16 protein-coding genes are annotated in these 19679 nt (G+C 39.2%); 10 read left to right on the top strand and 6 right to left on the bottom strand.

Annotated elements, in window-relative coordinates; all coding sequences use genetic code 11:
- Positions 1–64: 64 nt before the first annotated feature.
- From I4641_RS16950 to I4641_RS16910, 9 genes are all read left to right on the top strand, one after another.
- Positions 65–1396, top strand: coding sequence for a DUF2330 domain-containing protein (locus tag I4641_RS16950; RefSeq protein ID WP_229641765.1), 1332 nt, complete (start codon positions 65–67; stop codon positions 1394–1396).
- Positions 1397–1708: 312 nt separating this feature from the next.
- Positions 1709–1984 carry a hypothetical protein gene (locus I4641_RS16945; protein WP_229641764.1) on the top strand — a complete coding sequence of 92 codons (276 nt, stop codon included), beginning with the start codon at positions 1709–1711 and terminating at the stop codon, positions 1982–1984.
- Positions 1985–2588: 604 nt separating this feature from the next.
- The gene (locus I4641_RS16940) at positions 2589–6569 is read left to right on the top strand and encodes a magnesium chelatase subunit H (RefSeq protein WP_229641763.1); all 3981 of its coding nucleotides are present in this window, start codon (positions 2589–2591) and stop codon (positions 6567–6569) included.
- A 200-nt stretch (positions 6570–6769) separates the two neighbouring features.
- Positions 6770–8227: a BCD family MFS transporter gene (locus tag I4641_RS16935; protein WP_229641762.1), complete on the top strand. Its 1458-nt coding sequence runs from the start codon at positions 6770–6772 to the stop codon at positions 8225–8227.
- Between the two features lie 83 nt (positions 8228–8310).
- Positions 8311–10266 carry a pentapeptide repeat-containing protein gene (locus tag I4641_RS16930; protein ID WP_229641761.1) on the top strand — a complete coding sequence of 652 codons (1956 nt, stop codon included), beginning with the start codon at positions 8311–8313 and terminating at the stop codon, positions 10264–10266.
- A gap of 339 nt (positions 10267–10605) precedes the next feature.
- The gene (locus tag I4641_RS16925) at positions 10606–10911 is read left to right on the top strand and encodes a hypothetical protein (protein WP_229641760.1); all 306 of its coding nucleotides are present in this window, start codon (positions 10606–10608) and stop codon (positions 10909–10911) included.
- Between the two features lie 524 nt (positions 10912–11435).
- Positions 11436–12227, top strand: a complete 792-nt coding sequence (gene egtC / locus I4641_RS16920; RefSeq protein WP_229641759.1) for an ergothioneine biosynthesis protein EgtC — start codon at positions 11436–11438, stop codon at positions 12225–12227.
- Positions 12199–13401, top strand: a complete 1203-nt coding sequence (locus I4641_RS16915) for an SUMF1/EgtB/PvdO family nonheme iron enzyme (RefSeq protein ID WP_229641758.1) — start codon at positions 12199–12201, stop codon at positions 13399–13401. Before egtC ends, I4641_RS16915 begins: the two co-directional genes overlap by 29 nt.
- A gap of 20 nt (positions 13402–13421) precedes the next feature.
- Positions 13422–14492: a TIGR00341 family protein gene (locus tag I4641_RS16910; RefSeq protein ID WP_229641757.1), complete on the top strand. Its 1071-nt coding sequence runs from the start codon at positions 13422–13424 to the stop codon at positions 14490–14492.
- Here I4641_RS16910 and I4641_RS16905 read toward each other — a convergent pair.
- Complete coding sequence (locus I4641_RS16905; RefSeq protein WP_229641756.1) at positions 14489–15376, bottom strand: AEC family transporter; 888 nt, start codon at positions 15374–15376, stop codon at positions 14489–14491. The two genes, I4641_RS16910 and I4641_RS16905, sit on opposite strands and share 4 nt — an antisense overlap.
- Positions 15377–15551: 175 nt before the next feature.
- Between I4641_RS16905 and I4641_RS16900 the strand changes: the two genes are divergently transcribed.
- Positions 15552–16247, top strand: coding sequence for a PHP domain-containing protein (locus tag I4641_RS16900; protein ID WP_369426821.1), 696 nt, complete (start codon positions 15552–15554; stop codon positions 16245–16247).
- Positions 16248–16256: 9 nt separating this feature from the next.
- Here I4641_RS16900 and I4641_RS16895 read toward each other — a convergent pair whose 3' ends face one another.
- The 5 genes from I4641_RS16895 to I4641_RS16875 all read right to left on the bottom strand — a co-directional run bounded on the left by I4641_RS16895 (position 16257) and on the right by I4641_RS16875 (position 19591).
- Entirely contained in the window at positions 16257–17132 is an 876-nt protein-coding gene (locus I4641_RS16895) for an inositol monophosphatase family protein (protein WP_229641754.1), read from the bottom strand.
- Positions 17133–17236: 104 nt separating this feature from the next.
- Positions 17237–17428, bottom strand: a complete 192-nt coding sequence (locus tag I4641_RS16890; RefSeq protein WP_229641753.1) for an Asl3888 family RNA-binding protein — start codon at positions 17426–17428, stop codon at positions 17237–17239.
- A gap of 100 nt (positions 17429–17528) precedes the next feature.
- On the bottom strand, positions 17529–17828 hold the full coding sequence (gene rbp, locus I4641_RS16885) for an RNA-binding regulator (RefSeq protein ID WP_229641752.1): 300 nt from the start codon (positions 17826–17828) through the stop codon (positions 17529–17531).
- Between the two features lie 204 nt (positions 17829–18032).
- Positions 18033–18551, bottom strand: coding sequence for a methylmalonic aciduria and homocystinuria type D protein (locus I4641_RS16880; RefSeq protein WP_229641751.1), 519 nt, complete (start codon positions 18549–18551; stop codon positions 18033–18035).
- Positions 18548–19591 (bottom strand): anthranilate phosphoribosyltransferase family protein, encoded by a 1044-nt coding sequence (locus I4641_RS16875; RefSeq protein ID WP_229641750.1) that lies wholly within the window; start codon positions 19589–19591, stop codon positions 18548–18550. Before I4641_RS16875 ends, I4641_RS16880 begins: the two co-directional genes overlap by 4 nt.
- Positions 19592–19679: the final 88 nt, after the last annotated feature.

Genomic DNA, 19679 nt, shown 5'->3' with positions numbered 1-19679 from the left:
GAACAATAAACCTTGAACAATAAACTTAGCTACGTGACGAAAGACAATTGATCTAATTAAAACTATGAAAACAATACGTATCTTACTATCCTGCATTCTGACAGGTGCAATTCTCATCTTTGGTATCAAACCCGCCCTGGCATTTTGTGGCTTTTATGTGGCAAAAGCCGATAGCAGCTTATACAATCAAGCATCCCAGGTAATCATCGCCAGAGATGAACAGCGAACAGTCTTAACTATGTCTAACGATTATCAAGGAGAAGTCAAAGACTTTGCCATGGTTGTACCCGTACCAGTAGTTTTAAAAGAAGAACAGGTACACATAGGCGAATCTAAAATCTTAGAAAGACTAGATGGTTTTAGTGCGCCCAGGTTAGTAGAATATTTCGACGAAGATCCTTGTCAGCCACAATATATGATGGAAGATCGGGCTAGGCAGTCTGTTGCTTTACCCCAGTCTGCGCCTATGGCAAAGAAAGCCGAAGCAGAGTTAGGAGTCACAATCGAAGAGCAGTTTAGTGTTGGGGAATATGATATCTTAATCCTGAGTGCAAAGGAATCTGATGGTTTAGAAACTTGGTTGATTCAAAATGACTATAAAATCCCTCAAGGTGCAAAAGAATTACTCCAGCCTTATATTAAGCAGAATCTCAAATTCTTTGTAGCGAAAGTAAATCTAGAAGAATTCGATACTAATGGTTTTGAGAAACTTAGACCGATTTCGATCGCTTTTGAGTCTCCTAAATTCATGTTACCCATTCGTTTGGGAATGATGAATGCTAACGGCGATCAAGATCTACTAGTTTATTTACTCTCTCCTAAAGGAAAAGTAGAACTAACTAACTATCGCACCGTTAAAATGCCTTCGGATCGAGATATTCCTCAGTTTATCAAAGAGGATTTTAAAGACTTTTATACTGCTATGTTCCAAAAAACCTACGAGGAGGAAAACAAACAGGTAGCCTTTCTTGAATATGCTTGGGATATGGGTAGTTGCGATCCTTGTTCTGCCGAACCTTTAAACCAGGAAGAATTAAAACAGGCTGGGGTATTCTGGCTAGATAGCAATAACTTTAACAATCGTTGGGGTGGTAGTAACGTCTTTATTACTCGCCTGCACGTTCGATATAGCCGAGATAAATTCCCCGAAGATCTAAAGTTCCAATCTACAAGCGATCGCAATTTATTTCAAGGAAGATATGTCATTCGCCATCCCTACGAAGGGGAATTTAGTTGTAAAGCAGGTAAAGAATATAAAAAATCCGTACTAGACAGACAAGAATCAGAAGCTAAAATCCTTGCCAATCTTACAGGGTGGAAACTTAAAGATATTCGCGATCGCATTAACTTTGTCGAAGCCGAACCCATTCAGTGGTGGGAAAATCTTTGGAATTAAATAACTCTCTTCTGTCAAAGTTGGTCAGGGTTTGAGAGGCTCTTACCCTGATTTCATGACTCCCAATTCAACAGAGTATATCCCCAAGCAATTAAAACTTGGAAGTATAAAAAATCGATGTTAGGTACTCTAATTTTGTTTAGTTATTGATCGCTTTACTCTCCAAATTCTACAAACGCGATCGCGCCTTCTCTTCAACTTCTACCAATGCGATCGCCTTATATTTACTACTGCTATAAACTAGAAAGAGAACCTTGAGACTACAAAAATCTTCAAGACTCCCTAAAATAAAATCTAATAGCAGTATAACGAATGAACGAACAAGAACGCGAACAAAATAAAAAAATAAACCAACACAGTCGGCAAATTTCCGATCTGCAACAGCGATTAAAAACCATCGAACTTGATGTTGAGCCAAAAGGAAGAATATCTACTGCTTTTGAAGCTATAGAAGAAGATCTAGATGAAATTAAATCTAGAATTACTCGTTTGGAACAAAATACCGAACATCGGTTTAATCGTTTGGATGCCAAGTTAGAGGTAATTATCGAACATCTAACAGGTGTTAACGATTTACCTGAAGAATAGTTAATTTAATCAAGGCGATCGCAATATCTAAAACAAATAATGTAATGCGATCGCCCTATCTTTCAACTTTCACAAAAGCGATCGCTTTACCCTTTAATATTTACAAATGCGATCGCTTTACCTTTCAATTTCCATAAATGCGATCAGACTGTCATTATAGACATTTGTAAAAGCTAAAGAAAACTTAAGCATCAACAATAAGTTGATTTAATTCATTTATCATCTTTTTTGCTTTATCAGATTCCCAGGGCAAACAGGAATAAGCTACGACAACACCAGATGCAACTGCAATTACTGTTTTGATTACTCCTGATAAAAAAAAACAATAATTTAAATACCAAAAAGCACAAATTGTCAAATATTTTATTATTAATTAATGTAAACAAAGCAGTGAGTATATACTCACGAATTCTGTTAAAGTTTGTTACGTAATGTTTAGTTATTGTTATCGAATTGTGTCAGATCGGGCGTTTGACAGATTTTGGGTAGCTTTTTTTGATAAAAATACTTTACATAGATAATTTTATATCTGAGTGAGTAAAGAGCGAGCTTACTTGGAAATACCCCATTCACATCGCCATTACTATAAGGAGAATCAAGTTATATGTTCACCCAGGTTAAGTCCACCGTTCGTCACGTTAAGCCAGATACCGTTAACGGACGCGATCTACTCAGGGTGGTCTATGTCGTGCTAGAGCCTCAGTATCAAAGTACTTTGACAGAAGCAGCTAGATCGATTAATAGTAATAATCCCCACTTAGCCATCGAACTGAGTGGATATTTAATAGAAGAGTTAAGAGACGAAGAGAATTACAATAATTTTAAAAATGATGTTGCTAATGCCAACATATTTATCGCCTCTTTGATATTTGTTGAAGATTTAGCACAAAAAGTTGTCGAGGCTGTTACTCCTCACCGCGATAACCTAGATGCTGCGGTAGTCTTTCCTTCCATGCCAGAAGTTATGCGTCTGAATAAGATGGGTACTTTTTCTATGGCACAATTGGGACAGTCTAAAAGTGCGATCGCGCAATTTATGCGGAAGCGTAAAGACAAATCTGGAGGGAGTTCTTTCCAAGATGCCATGCTTAAGCTATTGCGCACTCTACCCAAAGTATTAAAATACTTGCCCGTAGAAAAAGCCCAGGATGCTCGTAACTTCATGTTGAGCTTTCAATATTGGTTGGGTGGCAACTCCGATAATTTAGAAAACTTTTTACTAATGCTGTCGGATAAATATGTTTATCCAGGCAAGCAAGACAAAGATTTTGCCTATGCCGAACCCATTACCTATCCTGACATGGGTATCTGGCATCCCCTCGCACCTAAGATGTTTGAGGACGTTCAAGAGTATTTGGATTGGTTTAATCAGCGTCCTGATATATCTGACGATCATAAAGATCCTTTAGCACCCTGCGTTGGTTTAGTCTTACAACGTACTCATCTGGTTACTGGCGACCATGCTCACTACGTAGCAATGGTGCAGGAATTAGAATGTATGGGTGCAAGGGTCATTCCCGTATTTGCTGGGGGATTGGACTTTTCTAAACCTGTAGATGCTTACTTCTGGCAGCAAGGACAACAGCAAGCCATTGTGGATGTGGTAGTTTCCTTAACTGGTTTTGCTTTAGTAGGAGGGCCTGCAAGACAAGATCATCCCAAAGCGATCGAATCCCTAAAACGCCTCAACCGTCCCTACATGGTAGCTTTACCCCTAGTATTCCAAACTACGGAAGAGTGGGAAGAAAGCGAACTAGGTTTACACCCCGTCCAGGTAGCACTACAGATTGCTATTCCAGAATTAGATGGGGCGATCGAGCCTATCATTGCCTCTGGTAGAGACGGTGCTACAGGAAAGTCGATCGCCTTACAAGATAGAGTAGAAGCGATCGCTCGTCGAGCAATGAAGTGGGGTAGTCTCCGCAAAAAGCCTAAGCTAGACAAGAAAGTCGCTATCACTGTATTTAGTTTCCCTCCCGATAAAGGTAACGTCGGCACAGCAGCATACTTAAACGTATTTGGCTCGATCTACGAAGCAATGAAAGGCTTGCGAGATAACGGTTATAGTATCGAAAACTTGCCTGAATCTGCGGAAGAATTGATGCAGGCGGTAATTCACGATGCTCAAGCCCAATATGCCTCTCCCGAACTCAATATTGCTCATCGGATGTCTGTCGAACAATACGAAAGACTGACTCCTTATTCTGTCAAGCTAGAAGAAAACTGGGGTCCACCACCAGGACACCTCAATAGTGACGGTCAAAACCTCTTAATCTACGGAAAAGAATTTGGTAACGTCTTTATTGGCGTACAGCCTACTTTCGGTTATGAAGGCGACCCCATGCGCTTATTGTTCTCTAGATCTGCAAGTCCTCATCATGGTTTTGCAGCTTACTACACTTATTTAGAGCATATCTGGAAAGCTGATGCAGTACTGCACTTTGGCACTCACGGATCTCTAGAATTTATGCCAGGCAAGCAAATGGGTATGTCTGGGGACTGTTATCCCGACAGCTTAATTGGTAGCATTCCCAACATCTATTACTACGCTGCTAATAATCCTTCTGAGGCAACCATTGCCAAACGTCGTAGTTATGCTTCTACCATTTCTTACCTCACTCCTCCTGCAGAAAATGCTGGACTGTATAAAGGTCTTAAAGAATTGGGCGATTTAATTGGTTCGTACCAAAGCCTTAAAGATGGCGGACGGGGTATCCAAATTGTTGATACGGTAATGGATCAGGCGCGAATTTGTAATCTCGATAAAGATATTGCTTTCCCCGACCATTCCGCTAAAGAAATGACTCAGGAAGAAAGAGACACTATTATTGGTTTGGTTTACAAACAGCTAATGGAAATCGAATCTCGTTTACTTCCCTGCGGCTTACACATCATTGGTAAACCGCCGACTGCTGAAGAAGCGATCGCAACTTTAGTTAGTATCTCCAACCTAGATCGCGAAGAAGAAGGAATCATTTCTTTCCCTCGGATCATTGCTAATAGTATCGGTCGTAATATTGATGAGATTTACGTTAATAATGACCGTGGTGTTTTAGCCGACGTGCAATTATGCCAAGACATCACCCAAGCTACCCGTGCTGCGGTTGGGGCTTTGGTTCATGCTCAAATTGATTCTGAAGGCAGAGTTTCAATGGTGTCCAAGCTTAATTTCTTCAATATTGGAAAGACAGCACCTTGGATGGAAGCTTTAAACAAACATGGTTTTGGCAAGGTTGACCCAGAAGCTATTAAGCCTCTAGTAGAATATCTAGAGTTCTGTTTAGAGCAAATATGTGCCGATAACGAACTTGGTGGTTTACTTCAGGCACTTGAAGGTGAATATGTGCTACCTGGTCCTGGTGGTGATCCTATCCGTAACCCCAATGTTTTACCCACTGGTAAAAACATCCATGCTTTAGATCCTCAATCTATTCCTACTTTAGCTGCGGTACAGTCGGCAAAAATTGTAGTAGATCGCTTAATAGATCGCCAGAAACTAGATAATGGCGGTCACTATCCTGAAAGTATCGCTTGCGTACTCTGGGGAACAGACAACATCAAAACTTATGGTGAGTCTTTAGCCCAAATCATGTGGATGGTTGGTGTTCGTCCCGTACCCGATGCTTTGGGTCGTGTTAACAAACTAGAGTTAATTTCTTTAGAAGAACTCGGTCGTCCTCGTATTGACGTGGTAGTAAACTGTTCTGGGGTTTTCCGCGATCTATTTATCAACCAAATGAATCTCCTAGATCGTGGTGTCAAAATGGCAGCGGAAGCAGACGAACCTTTAGAAATGAACTACGTCCGCAAACACGCCTTGGAGCAAGCGGAAGAAATGGGTATTAACGTGCGCCAAGCAGCGACTAGAATTTTTTCTAATGCTTCTGGTTCTTACTCTTCCAATATCAACCTAGCGGTAGAAAACAGCAGTTGGGAAGAAGAAAAGGAACTACAGGATATGTACCTCAATCGTAAATCTTTCTCCTTTAACTCCGATAACCCAGGAGTAATGGATGAAAACCGTGGCTTGTTTGAATCTTCTTTGAAGAAAGCGGATGTAACTTTCCAAAACTTAGATTCCTCGGAAATCAGTTTGACTGACGTATCCCACTACTTTGATTCCGATCCCACTAAAATTGTATCTAGCCTGCGAGATGATGGTAGAAAACCTACTGCATACATTGCAGATACTACTACAGCTAACGCTCAGGTACGTACTTTGTCCGAGACTGTTCGTTTAGACGCTCGTACTAAAATGCTCAATCCCAAATGGTACGAAGGTATGTTGAGCAATGGTTATGAAGGCGTGCGGGAACTATCCAAACGTTTAGTTAACACTATGGGTTGGTCTGCTACAGCGGATGCGGTGGATAACTGGGTTTATGAAGATGTTAATACTACCTTTATCGACGATCCTGAAATGTGCAAACGTCTGATGGATATGAACCCCAATTCCTTCCGTAAGATTGTTGGTACATTGCTGGAAGTTAATGGTCGCGGTTATTGGGAAACCAACGAAGAAAATCTAGACAGATTGCGGGAGTTGTATCAAGAAGTGGAAGATAGAATTGAAGGTATTGATTAATAATTAATTCAATCTGGGCAATTTAATACTGGGCAATTTAATAAGGTCACATTAGGGTCGTTCCATAGAACGACCCTACGTCTTTTATGGAAATATGATGACCATAGAAGTGCGATCGCAAAATTGCTAAGGACAGAATAACCAGTAAAATTATATTTCTCTTGAAAAAACTATAAATACCAATAAAACTAATTACCAAAATGACTATTGAAGATCTACCTGAATCTAATTTAGATATTACTCTTGCCAAACCCTCCATAGGAATGCCTACCATTTTCCGCCTGGGTTTATTTAATATGGGATTGGGATTGATGGCGGTGTTAACCCTCGCCGTTTTAAACCGAGTTATGATTAGCGAACTCGCTATTCCCGCCACTGTTACAGGAGGAATATTAGCCACCTCTTTATTTGTTTCTCCCGCACGGGTATGGTTCGGACAACTATCGGATAATAAACCTTTATGGGGCAAACATCGGACTAATTACGTGTTGTTAGGAACGGCGATTTTTGGTTTGGCTGTATTCCTTGCAGTACAAGCAATGTGGCAATTAGGTGGAGTGGTCAGAAATAATGGCGAGTGGTTGTGGAATACTGAAACTATCGGCTGGAGTGCTATTTTGTGCTTGATTATGGCTATATATGGCTTAGCAGTTAGCTCCAGTTCTACGCCCTTTACAGCTTTGCTGGTAGATATTACCGAAGAAGAAAGACGTTCCAAATTAATTGCGATCGTTTGGTCGATGTTAATGGTAGGAATTGTTATAGGCGGAATTACGGGAAGTATTGTTTTTAAAAAGATAGAAGCAGGAGGAGTGAGTGCGGGGAATATTCCTTTGGAAGTTTTGCAACCGCCGATCAATTCTGTATTTGCGATCGTTCCTTTTTTAGTAGTAGCTTTGGCGTTTGTTGCTACCTTCGGAGTAGAAAACAAATATTCTAGTTTTGTACGCAATAAAACTACCACGAACCGCGATGATAGTATAACCATTGTACGAGCGATGAAGGTATTAACTACTAGCCGTCAAACTGGAATCTTTTTTACTTTCTTATCCCTACTGACTATTGGTTTATTTATGCAGGAAGCGGTACTCGAACCCTATGGTGGAGAGGTGTTTGGGATGAGTATTGGAGAGACTACTAAACTTAATGCTTACTGGGGAATGGGTATTTTATTCGGTTATGCAGTCACGGGATTTAAAATCATTCCCTATTTAGGTAAGAAGAAGACGACTAGAATTGGCTGTATTGCTGTGGCATTATGTTTTGGATTAATTATCTTAGCTGGCTTTACCCAACAGCCAAAAATGCTCCAGTCGGCAATGGTATTCTTTGGTATTGCAGCAGGAATCGCCACCGTCGGGGGTATTAGCTTGATGTTGGATCTTACCGCAGCCGAAACCGCAGGTACGTTTATTGGGGCGTGGGGATTGGCTCAAGCTATGTCTAGAGGATTAGCTACTTTGATCGGTGGAGCGATCTTAGATATCGGTAAAAGTATCTTTGCGACTCCTTTGATGTCTTATAGTTTGGTATTTGTGATTCAAGCTTTAGGGATGTTTGTGGCGATCGCATTTTTGGAGCGAGTTAACGTCAAGGAGTTTAAGGAAAATACGCAACAAGCCCTCTCAACAATTATGGAGGGAGATTTGGATGGTTGAACTGGTGTAATTATCAGAGAGATAAAAGCGATCCCTAACTATGGGGGCGACACATGATATTTTAATCGTGTGGAGTTTAAAAAATGGCAGAAAACTTAATGTCTGTTTATTCTCAAATTACAATTATATTTTTATGCTTATTATGTTGTTGTATTCTGCCATTTCAAGCAAATGCTCAAACCGAACAACGTAACTATCTTACTTTAGAAGTATTAAACAATAGAGTCAGTAATTTGGTTCAAAATGAAGGTAAAGATAAGATAGATTTAAGTAATTTTATGATCAATCTATCTAATTCCGATAATGAATTCAACCAGCAATTTTATCAAGAGATAAATAATACAATCAATAAAAGAGCGAGTCCTGTTGAAATTGACTTGAGCAATTCTATTATTCAAGGGGATTTTAAACTCAATAGATTGGGGATTTTTAGCGCAGTGGGAGAAGGAGCATTATCTTCTTTGTTTACTGCCTCAGAAAAAGAGCAAATCGATCGATACTATCCCGTCAATCAGAATATTACCCAACAAACTCCCAGAATTTATATTTTTCGTGGTCAATTAAACTTTACGAAGACTATTTTTACAGGAGAAGTAGAAGGAGATAATAGTCTATTTTTGCAACCTATAATTGCTACTGACGCGAAGTTTCAAAATACAGTCAAGCTCGATCGCGATATCTTCGGTAAAGAAGTCGACTTGAGCAATAGTATTCTCAAACAAAATATTAACTTAAAGCACAGTCATTTTTTCTCTACCGCTAAATTTAAACAAGTAGAGTTTCAAGGAATTAGCGATTTTAGTAATAGTCAGTTTGAAGCATTAACTGAATTTGATCGCTCTTTATTTAAGCAAGTTACTAATTTTACTCATACGGTATTTGTTCGACCGATAAATTTTAGTAATATCATATTTAGCGATCGCCTTATTTTTGCCAAAAGCAAATTTTTAGATTCCTTGCTTTTAATTAATAGCACTTTTGAAAAAACTGTCACTTTTCGAGATATTTATATCAATGCTATAATTAACCTCCAAGATGCTCACTTAATAGATCGTTTAGATTTTAGTAATGCTTTTTTCACCCCTCAAGCCACAATAAATACTTCAGGATTGGCGTTTGATAGTGCAGAAGCAAAGATAATTGGCGATCGAGGAATTGGCAAGTTGATTAATATCGATCGCTTGGAGGCTAACGAAACTGTTTTACGCAACCTAATTCGCAATTTTCGTAGTTTAGAACAAATAGCCGATGCTAATTATATAGAGTATCAAAGAGAACAATTAAAAGCCCAGCAATTAAGAGATCGCCTAACTAGAATATCTTGGCAACAAGTATTTACTTGGGGTTGGATTAGTTTAATTCCCCAGTGGTTAACCCTCAATTTACTCTTAATCTTGGGAGACTATGGTACGAACATCAATCTCATCTTTACCATTGGCATAATTAATATTAGTTTTTTTAGCTTTTTATTCTGGCTCATCGATCGCTATCGTCCTTATATTTCTCAACCTATTCAACCTAGTCGTAATGAAATTATCGTTATGACTGGTAGTTATTTAACACTTACAAGCCTCAGTATAATTAATCTTTTTCTAACCACAAAACAACCTTGGTCGATTTTATTAGATGTAGGGATAATTCTGTTACCAATTCCAATTCTAATTACTAGTCTGATATACAAACAAGGTAGATACCACAAACTTCTCCACACTACCTATTTCGTAGAAGATGGATCATTACGACAATTTCGCCTCTTAATCGGACGTTTGCCTATTATGCCTCGGTTTCCCTTCTTTCGAGATCGCTTTCAAGCAATTCTCTGGTCAAAACGTTGGAATTGGCTCAACTATTATGACTTTAGTTTCAATAATATCTTCAAGTTAGGATTTAACGATATTCGCCTCAGAGACGAACACTTACCAGGATTAATTTCTACCTTAGTTTGGTATCAATGGTGTTTGGGCGTATTCTATGTCATCCTACTACTGTGGACTCTTTCACGTACTATTCCTGGTCTAAATCTTCTAATTTACTTTTAAACGCCTAGTGCGAACATGGATATTGACTAGTTAACAAGCACTCTAGATTATTTTAAGATTTAGATTTTAAATATCAATTTTTGTATCTAACTAATAAGAAAACATATTAAAGAATCAAGATAATCATAAATAAATCTTGTTACTAATCTTGGTTTAAATGATTAAATTATCAAATTATAAATATCAATATTCTTATAACAAGTAAGGCTTTCAAGCGCAGAGGTAAAACTTGCTTAATAAAATTGATTTATGAATAAAGTATTTAATCACAAGAATTAATTATGTACTGAATGTTTGGGAACAATCTAGACTGAGGAATAGAATTCTATAACAATTCTCATGAATAAAATAATTGAGTGGTTTAAATCTTTATTAGCTCAACAACAACCGACCGCAACTGAGTCTATCCCCTCAGAAATTAGCAATGAAATGGAAGTAACTAAACCTCCTGAGGAAATAAAAGCAGAGACATCATCTATAGTCGAAGAAAATGAATCGTCAGAAGAAGAAGTCGAGCTAAACTCAGAGTCCGTTGCAGAACCAGCCGATGCTGACGATTCAATCAACCAAGAATCTCCATCGGAAGAGTTAGAAAATGAAACTAGTCCTACAGTAGAAGAGTCTCCACCTTTGGAAGAAAAGTAGTCAGGTAATCAATACAAAAAGGTTCGCGTTCAAATGAATTTATCGCCCTACAACCGAAGACTTAAGAATGGTTGTGGGGATTCTTTTTAGGGATACCGACTGGCAAAAAGTAGCGATTAAACTTCTAAATTTGAGTGGTTATACGGTTAAAAATTTAAGCACAATACGCTAAAAATTAGATCGATCGCCAATTCATAGACTAAAAAATTATCATTTATTGACCTAGAAAATCTTACCGTTCGGATATTATTTATGTCTACTATCTTATACTTGGTTTTGGTTCTAATTATGACTGAATATATAGAGTACTGAATCTATGCAACAACTTATTACTATTGAATCGAGCGGCAACAAACTGACCTTACCGTAAAATACTGTCAAATAGCTGGATAAGTGTAATGACTTGTTGACAAAAATCTCCCCTGGTTGGCTTTTTAGCTTCAAGCCTTTACCAAGATTTTTAGCTAGTCAAACCAAAAACAGTGTTATTGTCAATTTTATACTTTAAACCAGCAAGACGATAAATGTGTCGATTATTAGGCTACCTTGGCGATTCAATTCAACTCGATCGCATACTATTTAAGCCAGAACATTCTCTAATAGTTCAAAGTTATAAACCCCAAGAAATGACTGCGGGTTTACTAAATGCAGATGGATTTGGAATTGGCTGGTACGACTCAAAACCACACAATCCACCCTATTCCTATAAAAATGTCTTGCCTATTTGGAATGATGCCAACTTACCCCAATTAGGACGTTATATTCAATCCCAGTGCTATTTAGGATATGTGCGTAGTGCTACTTCCAATCTTTCGGTAGACATCATCAATTGTCAGCCATTCTCCCATCAAAATCTTCTATTCGTCCACAACGGCTATATTGATGAGTTTCGCAAAACCCTCTATCGTTCGATCCGCAATAATTTGAACGACTTTGCCTATCAACGTATTGAAGGTACTACCGACTCAGAACATATCTTTGCTTTGATCGTCAACGAACTAGAAAATAATCATCACCTTAGTCTCAAACAAGCATTACACAATACAATTACCAAATTAGTAACTCTATCTGAGTCTGATAACATTGGCTTTTCGGCTAACATTGTTTTGAGTAATGGTAAAGAACTAACCGCCTGTCGTTATTCTAATCGGGAACTCAGCCCCACCTTATACTATATAAAAGAGAATTCCCCATATTCTAATGCAGTCATACTGGCTTCCGAACCTATGTTTGGCGGTGATTGGATTAGCCTATCGGAAAAAAGTATTATTAGCGTCAAAGAAAATCTTGAAATTAGCGTCGATTCCATCTCCTAAAAACTCTATTGCGATCGAATTACAGCAAGTTCGTCGAAATACCCTAGATCTCTTAGGCGAAATCGATCGATCCCTGCTTGCTACCCAGGTTCATCCAGATTTTAGTCCTATTGGCTGGCATTTTGGCCATATAGCATTTACCGAAGCTTATTGGATTTTGGAACATCTCGCCAATCTACCTCCTAGCTTTAAAGAATATCATTGCTTATTTTCTGCCGATGGGTTGCCCAAATCAGAACGCCAAAACTTACCAAGTATCTCGATTATTCAAGAATATCTGGGAGTTGTCAGGCAGAGAGTGCTAGAGTATTTGGAGTCTGCACCCACAAAATCCCAAGAACGTCTTTGGCGATGGCTCATTCAACACGAAGGCCAACATTGCGAAACAATCACTTTGCTTTGGCAATTACATCGACAGCAAAGTTCTCAAAATTCCCCTCTAAATTTTAATCCCTTTAACCCACCCGCCAACTCAGAAAATTCAATTTTCAATGAAATGGTGAAAGTTGAAGCAGGTGAATTTATTATGGGTAGCAATGATATCTCTGGGTTAGATAACGAACACCCTCCCCATAAAATACATTTAAATACCTACTGGATCGATCGCTTTCCCGTCACCTGCGGACAATATTGGCAATTTATGACTGCGGGGGGCTATCAAAAACGTCAATATTGGTCGATTGCAGGCTGGCAATGGTTGCAACAAAATCCTGTTTCTCAGCCTTTGTATTGGATAAATTCGCTAGATTGGATCGACCACCCTGTCTGTGGTGTCAGCTATTATGAAGCCGAAGCTTATGCTAAGTTTGTTGACAAAAGATTGCCCACCGAAGCAGAATGGTCAAAATCAGCTTTGGGTGCATCCTTAAATTGCAATCGCGATCGCGCCATCGGACATACCACTCCCGTCAATGCTTATAGCGATCGCAGTAAATACGGCTGTCAAGATATGTTGGGCAATGTGTGGGAATGGACTGCTTCTTGGTTTGAGGGCTATTCTGGTTTTGAAAGTTACCCCTATCCTGGCTATTCAGAAGTTTATTTCGACAACAAACACCGAGTATTAAAAGGAGGTAGTTGGGCGACAAGTAGGCAAGGAATGAGAACTAGTTTCCGCAACTGGTATTATCCTCAAGTAAGGCAAATTTTTGCAGGTTTTCGTTGCGCTAGGTAATTAACCATTGAATAATTATAATGCTATTACTCAATCCTAACCTTGGCTGGTATACTCGGCTAAAATTATACTTTCGTCAGAGATATCCCGTTCAGGCGAAAAAGATCGAAGAATCTTGGAATAGTCAAAGCGGAGATTGGCACTGGCTTGCAGAAAAACCACTCCCCATAGTCACCCTCAACCGCAATCTGTGGCGATCATCGGTACCATCTTTGAGTTTTTATGTTTTGCTGGGTTTATCGGGATTGATTGCAACTTTGGGGTTGCTGGCAAATAGCGTAGCTATTATCATTGGTGCGATGATTATTGCTCCTTTAATTGGACCGATTACGGGTATTGCTTACTCTTCTACTGTAGCCAATCGACGTTTATTAAAGCGGTCTTTCTTAACCCTCTCAACGGGGGTACTTTTCACCGTCTTTATTTCTGCGGTAACTGTGTTATTAATTGGCTTGAAGTCAATCACACCCGAAATTATAGCCCGTACTAATCCCAATCTACTCGATTTAGTCATTGCTTTAGCAGCAGGGGCAGCAGGGGCTTTTGCTAATACTAGAAAACGCATTGCCGATGCTTTACCTGGAGTTGCGATCGCCGTGGCGTTAGTCCCGCCTCTAAGTGTTGTCGGTATTGGCATAGCTTGGGGATCGACTTCTTTATCTATCGGGGCATTATTACTATTTATTACCAACTTGACGGGAATTATTTTTAGTGGCGTAATTATTTTGCTGCTTCAGTCTTATGGCAGCATCGAACGAGCCAAACAAGGATTGATTTTTACCATCACTACCTTGATAATCCTTGGTTTGCCTTTAGGTTTGTCTTTGAAAGGCTTAATTTTGCAAAATAACGTCCGTTACGAAGTTAACGAGATAGTTAGGAACAAACTAACATCCAGCGATATTCGCTCGACGATAATTAAACCTGATCGCGATAATATTGCGATCGAGATGGAAATAGTTGCCCAACCCAATTCGATCGATCGCAGTAGTTTGATTGAGATCAGAAAGGATTTAGTCAATAAGTTAAATAAAGAAGTCGAATTAGAAGTCAAAATTATTCCAGTTGAGACTATTACCATTGACGACTAAATTATTAACCACAACACTATCGGCAAGGTAACAAAACTCATCAAGGTAGAGGTGACGATCGCCCTGGCTACTAAGTCTTTGTCCCCACCAAATTCACTAACAATAATAAAAGAGTTAACCGCAGTGGGCATAGCACTCTGCAAAACTAACACCTGTAGATCTAGAATTTCTAACTGTAGTAGTCTGCCAATAAAATAAGCGATTGTTGGTGCGATCGCCAAACGAGCGATCGCTACAAAAAATTCATTCAGCTTGGGTTGAAAACGAGTTTGGGATAGTTGAATGCCCAAAACAATCAAAGCGATGGGAATGGCTGCTGCCCCTAATTGTTGGATGCCCTTATCCAATTCCCAAGGTAGTTCTAGCCGAAATAAACGCAAGCCGATGCCCAATAAAATTGCCCAAATCAAAGGCAACTTAAAAGTTAAGCTCAAACCTTGAAATATACCTTTGCCCCTAATAATGGCAGGGCCAAAACAAAACATCAAGAAACTAGAACCGAGCATATAAATAATAGCTCGATCTAATCCTGCTGCTCCCAAAGCAAAAGTCGCCACGGGTAAACCCATGTTGCCATTATTGGGAAACATCACAATCGCCGTGATGCCTCGACTAAGCGGAGTTGCTAGCTTAAATATCTTGCTCGTCAACCAAACTGTGCCATAAATAATAGCTGAAGTTAAAGCAAAGCCGAGCAACAACTTGCTAGAACTCGCCCAAGATAATTTAGTGCGATACAAACTATCCACTACCAAAGCAGGAGATAAAATATATAAAGCCAATTGCGATAGAGTCGAACGCTCTAAGGGCAAAGTTCGCCCGACAATAAAACCGATCGCGATGATCAAGCCCACGGGCAATACGGCAGGAAGCAAAGTCGTCATGATTGGTTTTATAGATTATACTTATCTAAATTTACCGAAGGGCTTTTATGTATATCTGTCAAGGGATTTAATATTTTCTTTAAGGTCAGGCGATCGCCCGATATTCCCAGAGAGGATTTTATTTTGTTATGGTATTTGTAACAAATAGAAACATTTCCTTCTCAGATTGATGCGTATGGTTGCGACAACATATTCCCTAAAACCAAAAGCACAGGACACTATTTATCTTAAAAGTGTCTGGGAAACTATTAATTATATTAGTTGTCCCTATTCTTTTAACTTTCACATGCATACTCAGGCTTCTGATGGACAATTAACACCATTAAACCTAGTACAGCAAGCGATCGCTATTGGACTTAAAGCTTTTGCCATTACCGATCATCATACTGTTGACGGTTATCGACAAGCAGAACAATATTTATCTCAATTAAGTACAGAAAATAATACTCAACACATACCTCATTTATGGACGGGAGTAGAAATCACCTCCAGACTTTTAGGAGTAGAAGTACATATCTTAGGTTATGGATTCGATCCCCAAGATCCAGCCATCAAATCCTATCTTGGGGGAGATAAACCTCAAGGAGAAAAAGCTGCTGCTAAAAAAGTAATTGATAGTATTCACCAGGCAGGAGGATTAGTAGTCTTAGCTCATCCCGAACGCTATCGTCATTCTGCTAGCAAGTTGATCCCTGCGGTAGCTGACTTGGGTATTGATGGGGTAGAAACTTATTACGCCTACAACAACCCTAAAACTTGGCAACCTAGCCCCAAACAGACCGAAAAAGTCAGACAATTAGCAAATCGATACGGTCTTTATAGTACTTGTGGTACTGATACCCACGGATTAAACTTACTCCAGCGTATTTAATCAAAAAATTTACTTGGTAATTAACTGTTGACAAGCTGTTAATAAGTCTTGATGGAGTTGGGCAGAATTGGCGACGATCGCCCCATCATAACTATAATTTTTACAGGCGTGTAGGGGAGTTAAGGGTAAACCATTCAAACTCGTTACTAAACAACCGTTTTCCTGCGCCATAAAAGCCAAAGCAGCACTATCGATGAACTTCCCTCGTTTAGTAATCCAGCCGATCAAATCCCCCGAAAAGATGCCGTTATAGTTAGGGAATTGCTCTGAAGCAGAATAGCAATTCTCAATATCTATTACCCGATACTTATCTTCTAATGCTGGTTTTAGATGTGCCATCCCCCACCCTAACAAGATGTTAGGACGCGGATTGGATATTTCTAATGGTTGACATCGATCTAAATCTAGATTCAAATCGCCTTTAAATACTCCTCGACCTTTAAGAGTGTAGTAATAGCAATTTTGTGCGGGAGAAATAGCAATTACGGCTTCGTATTGTTCTCTGTTGAGGATACTGAGAATAATTTGGTAATTATTAAATCCATCCAAATAATATTTTGTACCATCAATCGGATCTAGAGTAATTAAATAATCCTGCTTTGTCGTACCTAATGCCGTAGAAGTAAAATATTTTGTATTGCGAGATTGTGCGTATTCTTCCCCATAGAAAGCAAAATGGGGATAAGTTCCTAATAAAGCTACCTCAACTAAAGTTTGAATGGAAAGATCCGCATCAGTTAAAGCTGCCGATAAAAAATTGTCTCCCGCATCTTTAGCGGGTAGGGAAATAATTTTATTTTGAATTTGTTGGGCGTAACCCGCAGCTATCCTCAAGTGAGGTAACAATGTTTGCAATATTTCGTAGGGAGAAGGCTGAAAAGACATATAAAACCTAAAGCGTGCGATCAATTAAAAAAATAGCTCCTCAATCGGGAAGTAAATAAAACTACTTCCGATGAAAAGCTATTTAAACTAATTTCTTGCTTCTACTAATTATTGTTGGCTGTAGTAGAAGTAGACTCAGAAGAATCATTGTTTTCCTCTGTTGTCTCTTTTTTATCAGTGTTGTTGTAGTTGCGTCTGCCACGATTTCCATAACGACTAGTTTGCTTACGGAATTTACGAGCGTTTATTTTGTTACGAGCTGCTTTTTCTTTCTTTGCGTTACGACGTTTAGCCATCTATATAGAATTCCTCATTACACAGTAAAACGCTCCTGGGAGTCTCTAGTATCATAATCTAGTTGCTCTCCAGAAGCGCAATTCGATTTAGCTTTGGAGCTTAGAAGCGGTCGTTGCGACGACCACCGCCTCCGCCACCACCAAAGGAATTTCTATTCTCGCGGGGTCTTGCTTTGTTAACTTTTAACTCGCGACCCATCCATTCTGCTCCATCTAGAGTCTCAATGGCTTTATCTTCTTCTGCTTCTGTTTCCATTTCAACAAAGCCGAAACCGCGTTTGCGACCTGTTTCACGGTCAGTAGGAAGATGAACTCGTTTAACGCTTCCGTATTCAGAAAATACTTCGTTTAAATCTTCTTGGTTAACCTCGTAGCTAAGGTTACCTACGTAAATTGACATGAACTGTAATGTCTCCTCAATGCATTTGTGATGTAGAGAGTTAAATTTTCGGAAAAAAGCCAATCAATACTTTACGGAAAAACCTATCAATATCGAATACAAACTGGATTGCCGATCTTTATCTCAATATGAATCCTAACACTTTATGCTATTAAAAAGAGTATAATGAGCAATGCAATAATTTTTTATATAACTAAATAAGGGTTAAATTTTCAATCTCAATCCCAGGGCGATCGATATTTTGTTAGCGGAATCTTGAATGAGATCTTCAGGTGCAGTAGTAGCCACTGTAGAAGGATATACTCGATCGCCCCAGGTTGGATGCTCTAACAAAGAACAGTTGTTATATTCAATTACAGGATAATTTAGCAATGCTTTGACTGTTGCATTGTCATCCAGGGTAAACTTACCTTTTTGTCCCAAAAGTGGATAGCCAGTACGGGGATCGAAGAGATCGCTTTGATAGCCTTGGTCTTGTAAGGTAAAAATTAGCTCCCATCCAAAACGAAGAAAGTTTGCTCTCAGGCGATCTTTTTCTGTCACCACCCTATGATTGAATTCTTTTAGAGAAATATGAGACTCTTGCAGTATTAAAACAAGATGAGTTATGGATATCTCCCAATCTGGTAGTAGGAACTGTTGATACTCCAAAACAAACTGACTGGGAGCAGTTATGCAAACTTGAATTTCTTCTTTCGATGGAGTAGGGTTGTTAATTGTCAATTGCAGAGTGTTTGTAACTGAGATAATTTAGTTTTCACTTTGCCTGTAATCAGAATGTCTGCTGCTAGTTGGAAACCTTCTTGCAAAGATTTTGCTCGTCCAAAACGCCAGAGATAAAAACCTCCGTTTAAAATTGCAGCAGGAAGGAGTTGGCTTTTGCTACCTTCGATTACTTCTTGGGTTAAAGATATGACCTGAGATTTCGATTCTAGAAGTATATCCGAGCCTCGTAAATTGTAATCGTGGGGGTCGAGTAAAAGACGTTCAAAATCAGACCCAGATCTACCCATGGCAATAATTGCCGTACGGCTGCGGGAGAGATCGCAACTACCTTCCAAACCTTTAACTAGAGTAAAGTCATTCGTGCCTCTAATTTTAAAAGCCGAGCGAAAACGTTCTTCTGTGGGGGGATGAACAAAACCTGCTACCAAATTAGCCTCTCCTGCAATAGGACACCAAGCTAATTCAGCCGTGGCAAAAGGGGGACGTTTGCCAATTTGTTCGCGGAAAGGGACAAAATTGTGTGCTTCAGGGAAATGTTGAGGGAGATAAAGAAAGCCAAGACAGCTTTGATCGTATATTTCTTGAGCTTGAGCTAGATTAAAATCTGAAAAGTTTACTCCCAATTGCTGCCATATCTCAATCAAAGGAATCCCATATTTAGTCGGCATACAGTCGCCTCCGTGCATCACCACAGGCACATTAACAGTGGTTAAAATGAGTGCGGTAATGATCGTTACAGGAACAGTACGAGAACGTCCGTCATAAGGATTGCCTAAAACTACTGGTTTATAATCATGATGGGGATTAACTGTGAGTTTTGAGCCTAAGACTTCAAAGGCATCGAGAATACCTGCTAATTCTTCTGGAGTAGGTCTTTTGATCCGATGAGCGATCGCGAATGCTCCGATTTGGGCGGGAGTTGCTTCTTGTAACAACATCATTTTAGTAGCAGTAGCAGTTTCGGTGCGGGTTAAGTTTTTACTGGTATGAGTGCCACTGCCCACTCTTTTTAATAATTCCCTAAATTCATCACTCATCAGTTATTGGTTATCAGTTTTTGAAAGACTATTGGTAAGCTTAGACGTATTTACATTGCATTAACTAAATCACCTTTATTTTTTAATT

Origin of the sequence: Waterburya agarophytonicola KI4 (assembly GCF_020640915.1) — a bacterium.
Taxonomy (GTDB): domain Bacteria; phylum Cyanobacteriota; class Cyanobacteriia; order Cyanobacteriales; family Xenococcaceae; genus Waterburya; species Waterburya agarophytonicola.
Note: the sequence above shows the minus strand (reverse complement) of the source record. Positions and strands in the feature narration are given on the sequence as shown.

Bases quoted from the DNA above. Each gene is read 5' to 3' on its own strand.
- I4641_RS16950 (WP_229641765.1), top strand. From the start codon at position 65: ATGAAAACAATACGTATCTTACTATCCTGCATTCTGACAGGTGCAATT.
- I4641_RS16945 (WP_229641764.1), top strand. From the start codon at position 1,709: ATGAACGAACAAGAACGCGAACAAAATAAAAAAATAAACCAACACAGT.
- I4641_RS16940 (WP_229641763.1), top strand. From the start codon at position 2,589: ATGTTCACCCAGGTTAAGTCCACCGTTCGTCACGTTAAGCCAGATACC.
- I4641_RS16935 (WP_229641762.1), top strand. From the start codon at position 6,770: ATGACTATTGAAGATCTACCTGAATCTAATTTAGATATTACTCTTGCC.
- I4641_RS16930 (WP_229641761.1), top strand. From the start codon at position 8,311: ATGGCAGAAAACTTAATGTCTGTTTATTCTCAAATTACAATTATATTT.
- I4641_RS16925 (WP_229641760.1), top strand. From the start codon at position 10,606: ATGAATAAAATAATTGAGTGGTTTAAATCTTTATTAGCTCAACAACAA.
- egtC (WP_229641759.1), top strand. From the start codon at position 11,436: ATGTGTCGATTATTAGGCTACCTTGGCGATTCAATTCAACTCGATCGC.
- I4641_RS16910 (WP_229641757.1), top strand. From the start codon at position 13,422: ATGCTATTACTCAATCCTAACCTTGGCTGGTATACTCGGCTAAAATTA.
- I4641_RS16905 (WP_229641756.1), bottom strand. From the start codon at position 15,376: ATGACGACTTTGCTTCCTGCCGTATTGCCCGTGGGCTTGATCATCGCG.
- I4641_RS16900 (WP_369426821.1), top strand. From the start codon at position 15,552: ATGGTTGCGACAACATATTCCCTAAAACCAAAAGCACAGGACACTATT.
- I4641_RS16895 (WP_229641754.1), bottom strand. From the start codon at position 17,132: ATGTCTTTTCAGCCTTCTCCCTACGAAATATTGCAAACATTGTTACCT.
- I4641_RS16890 (WP_229641753.1), bottom strand. From the start codon at position 17,428: ATGGCTAAACGTCGTAACGCAAAGAAAGAAAAAGCAGCTCGTAACAAA.
- rbp (WP_229641752.1), bottom strand. From the start codon at position 17,828: ATGTCAATTTACGTAGGTAACCTTAGCTACGAGGTTAACCAAGAAGAT.
- I4641_RS16875 (WP_229641750.1), bottom strand. From the start codon at position 19,591: ATGAGTGATGAATTTAGGGAATTATTAAAAAGAGTGGGCAGTGGCACT.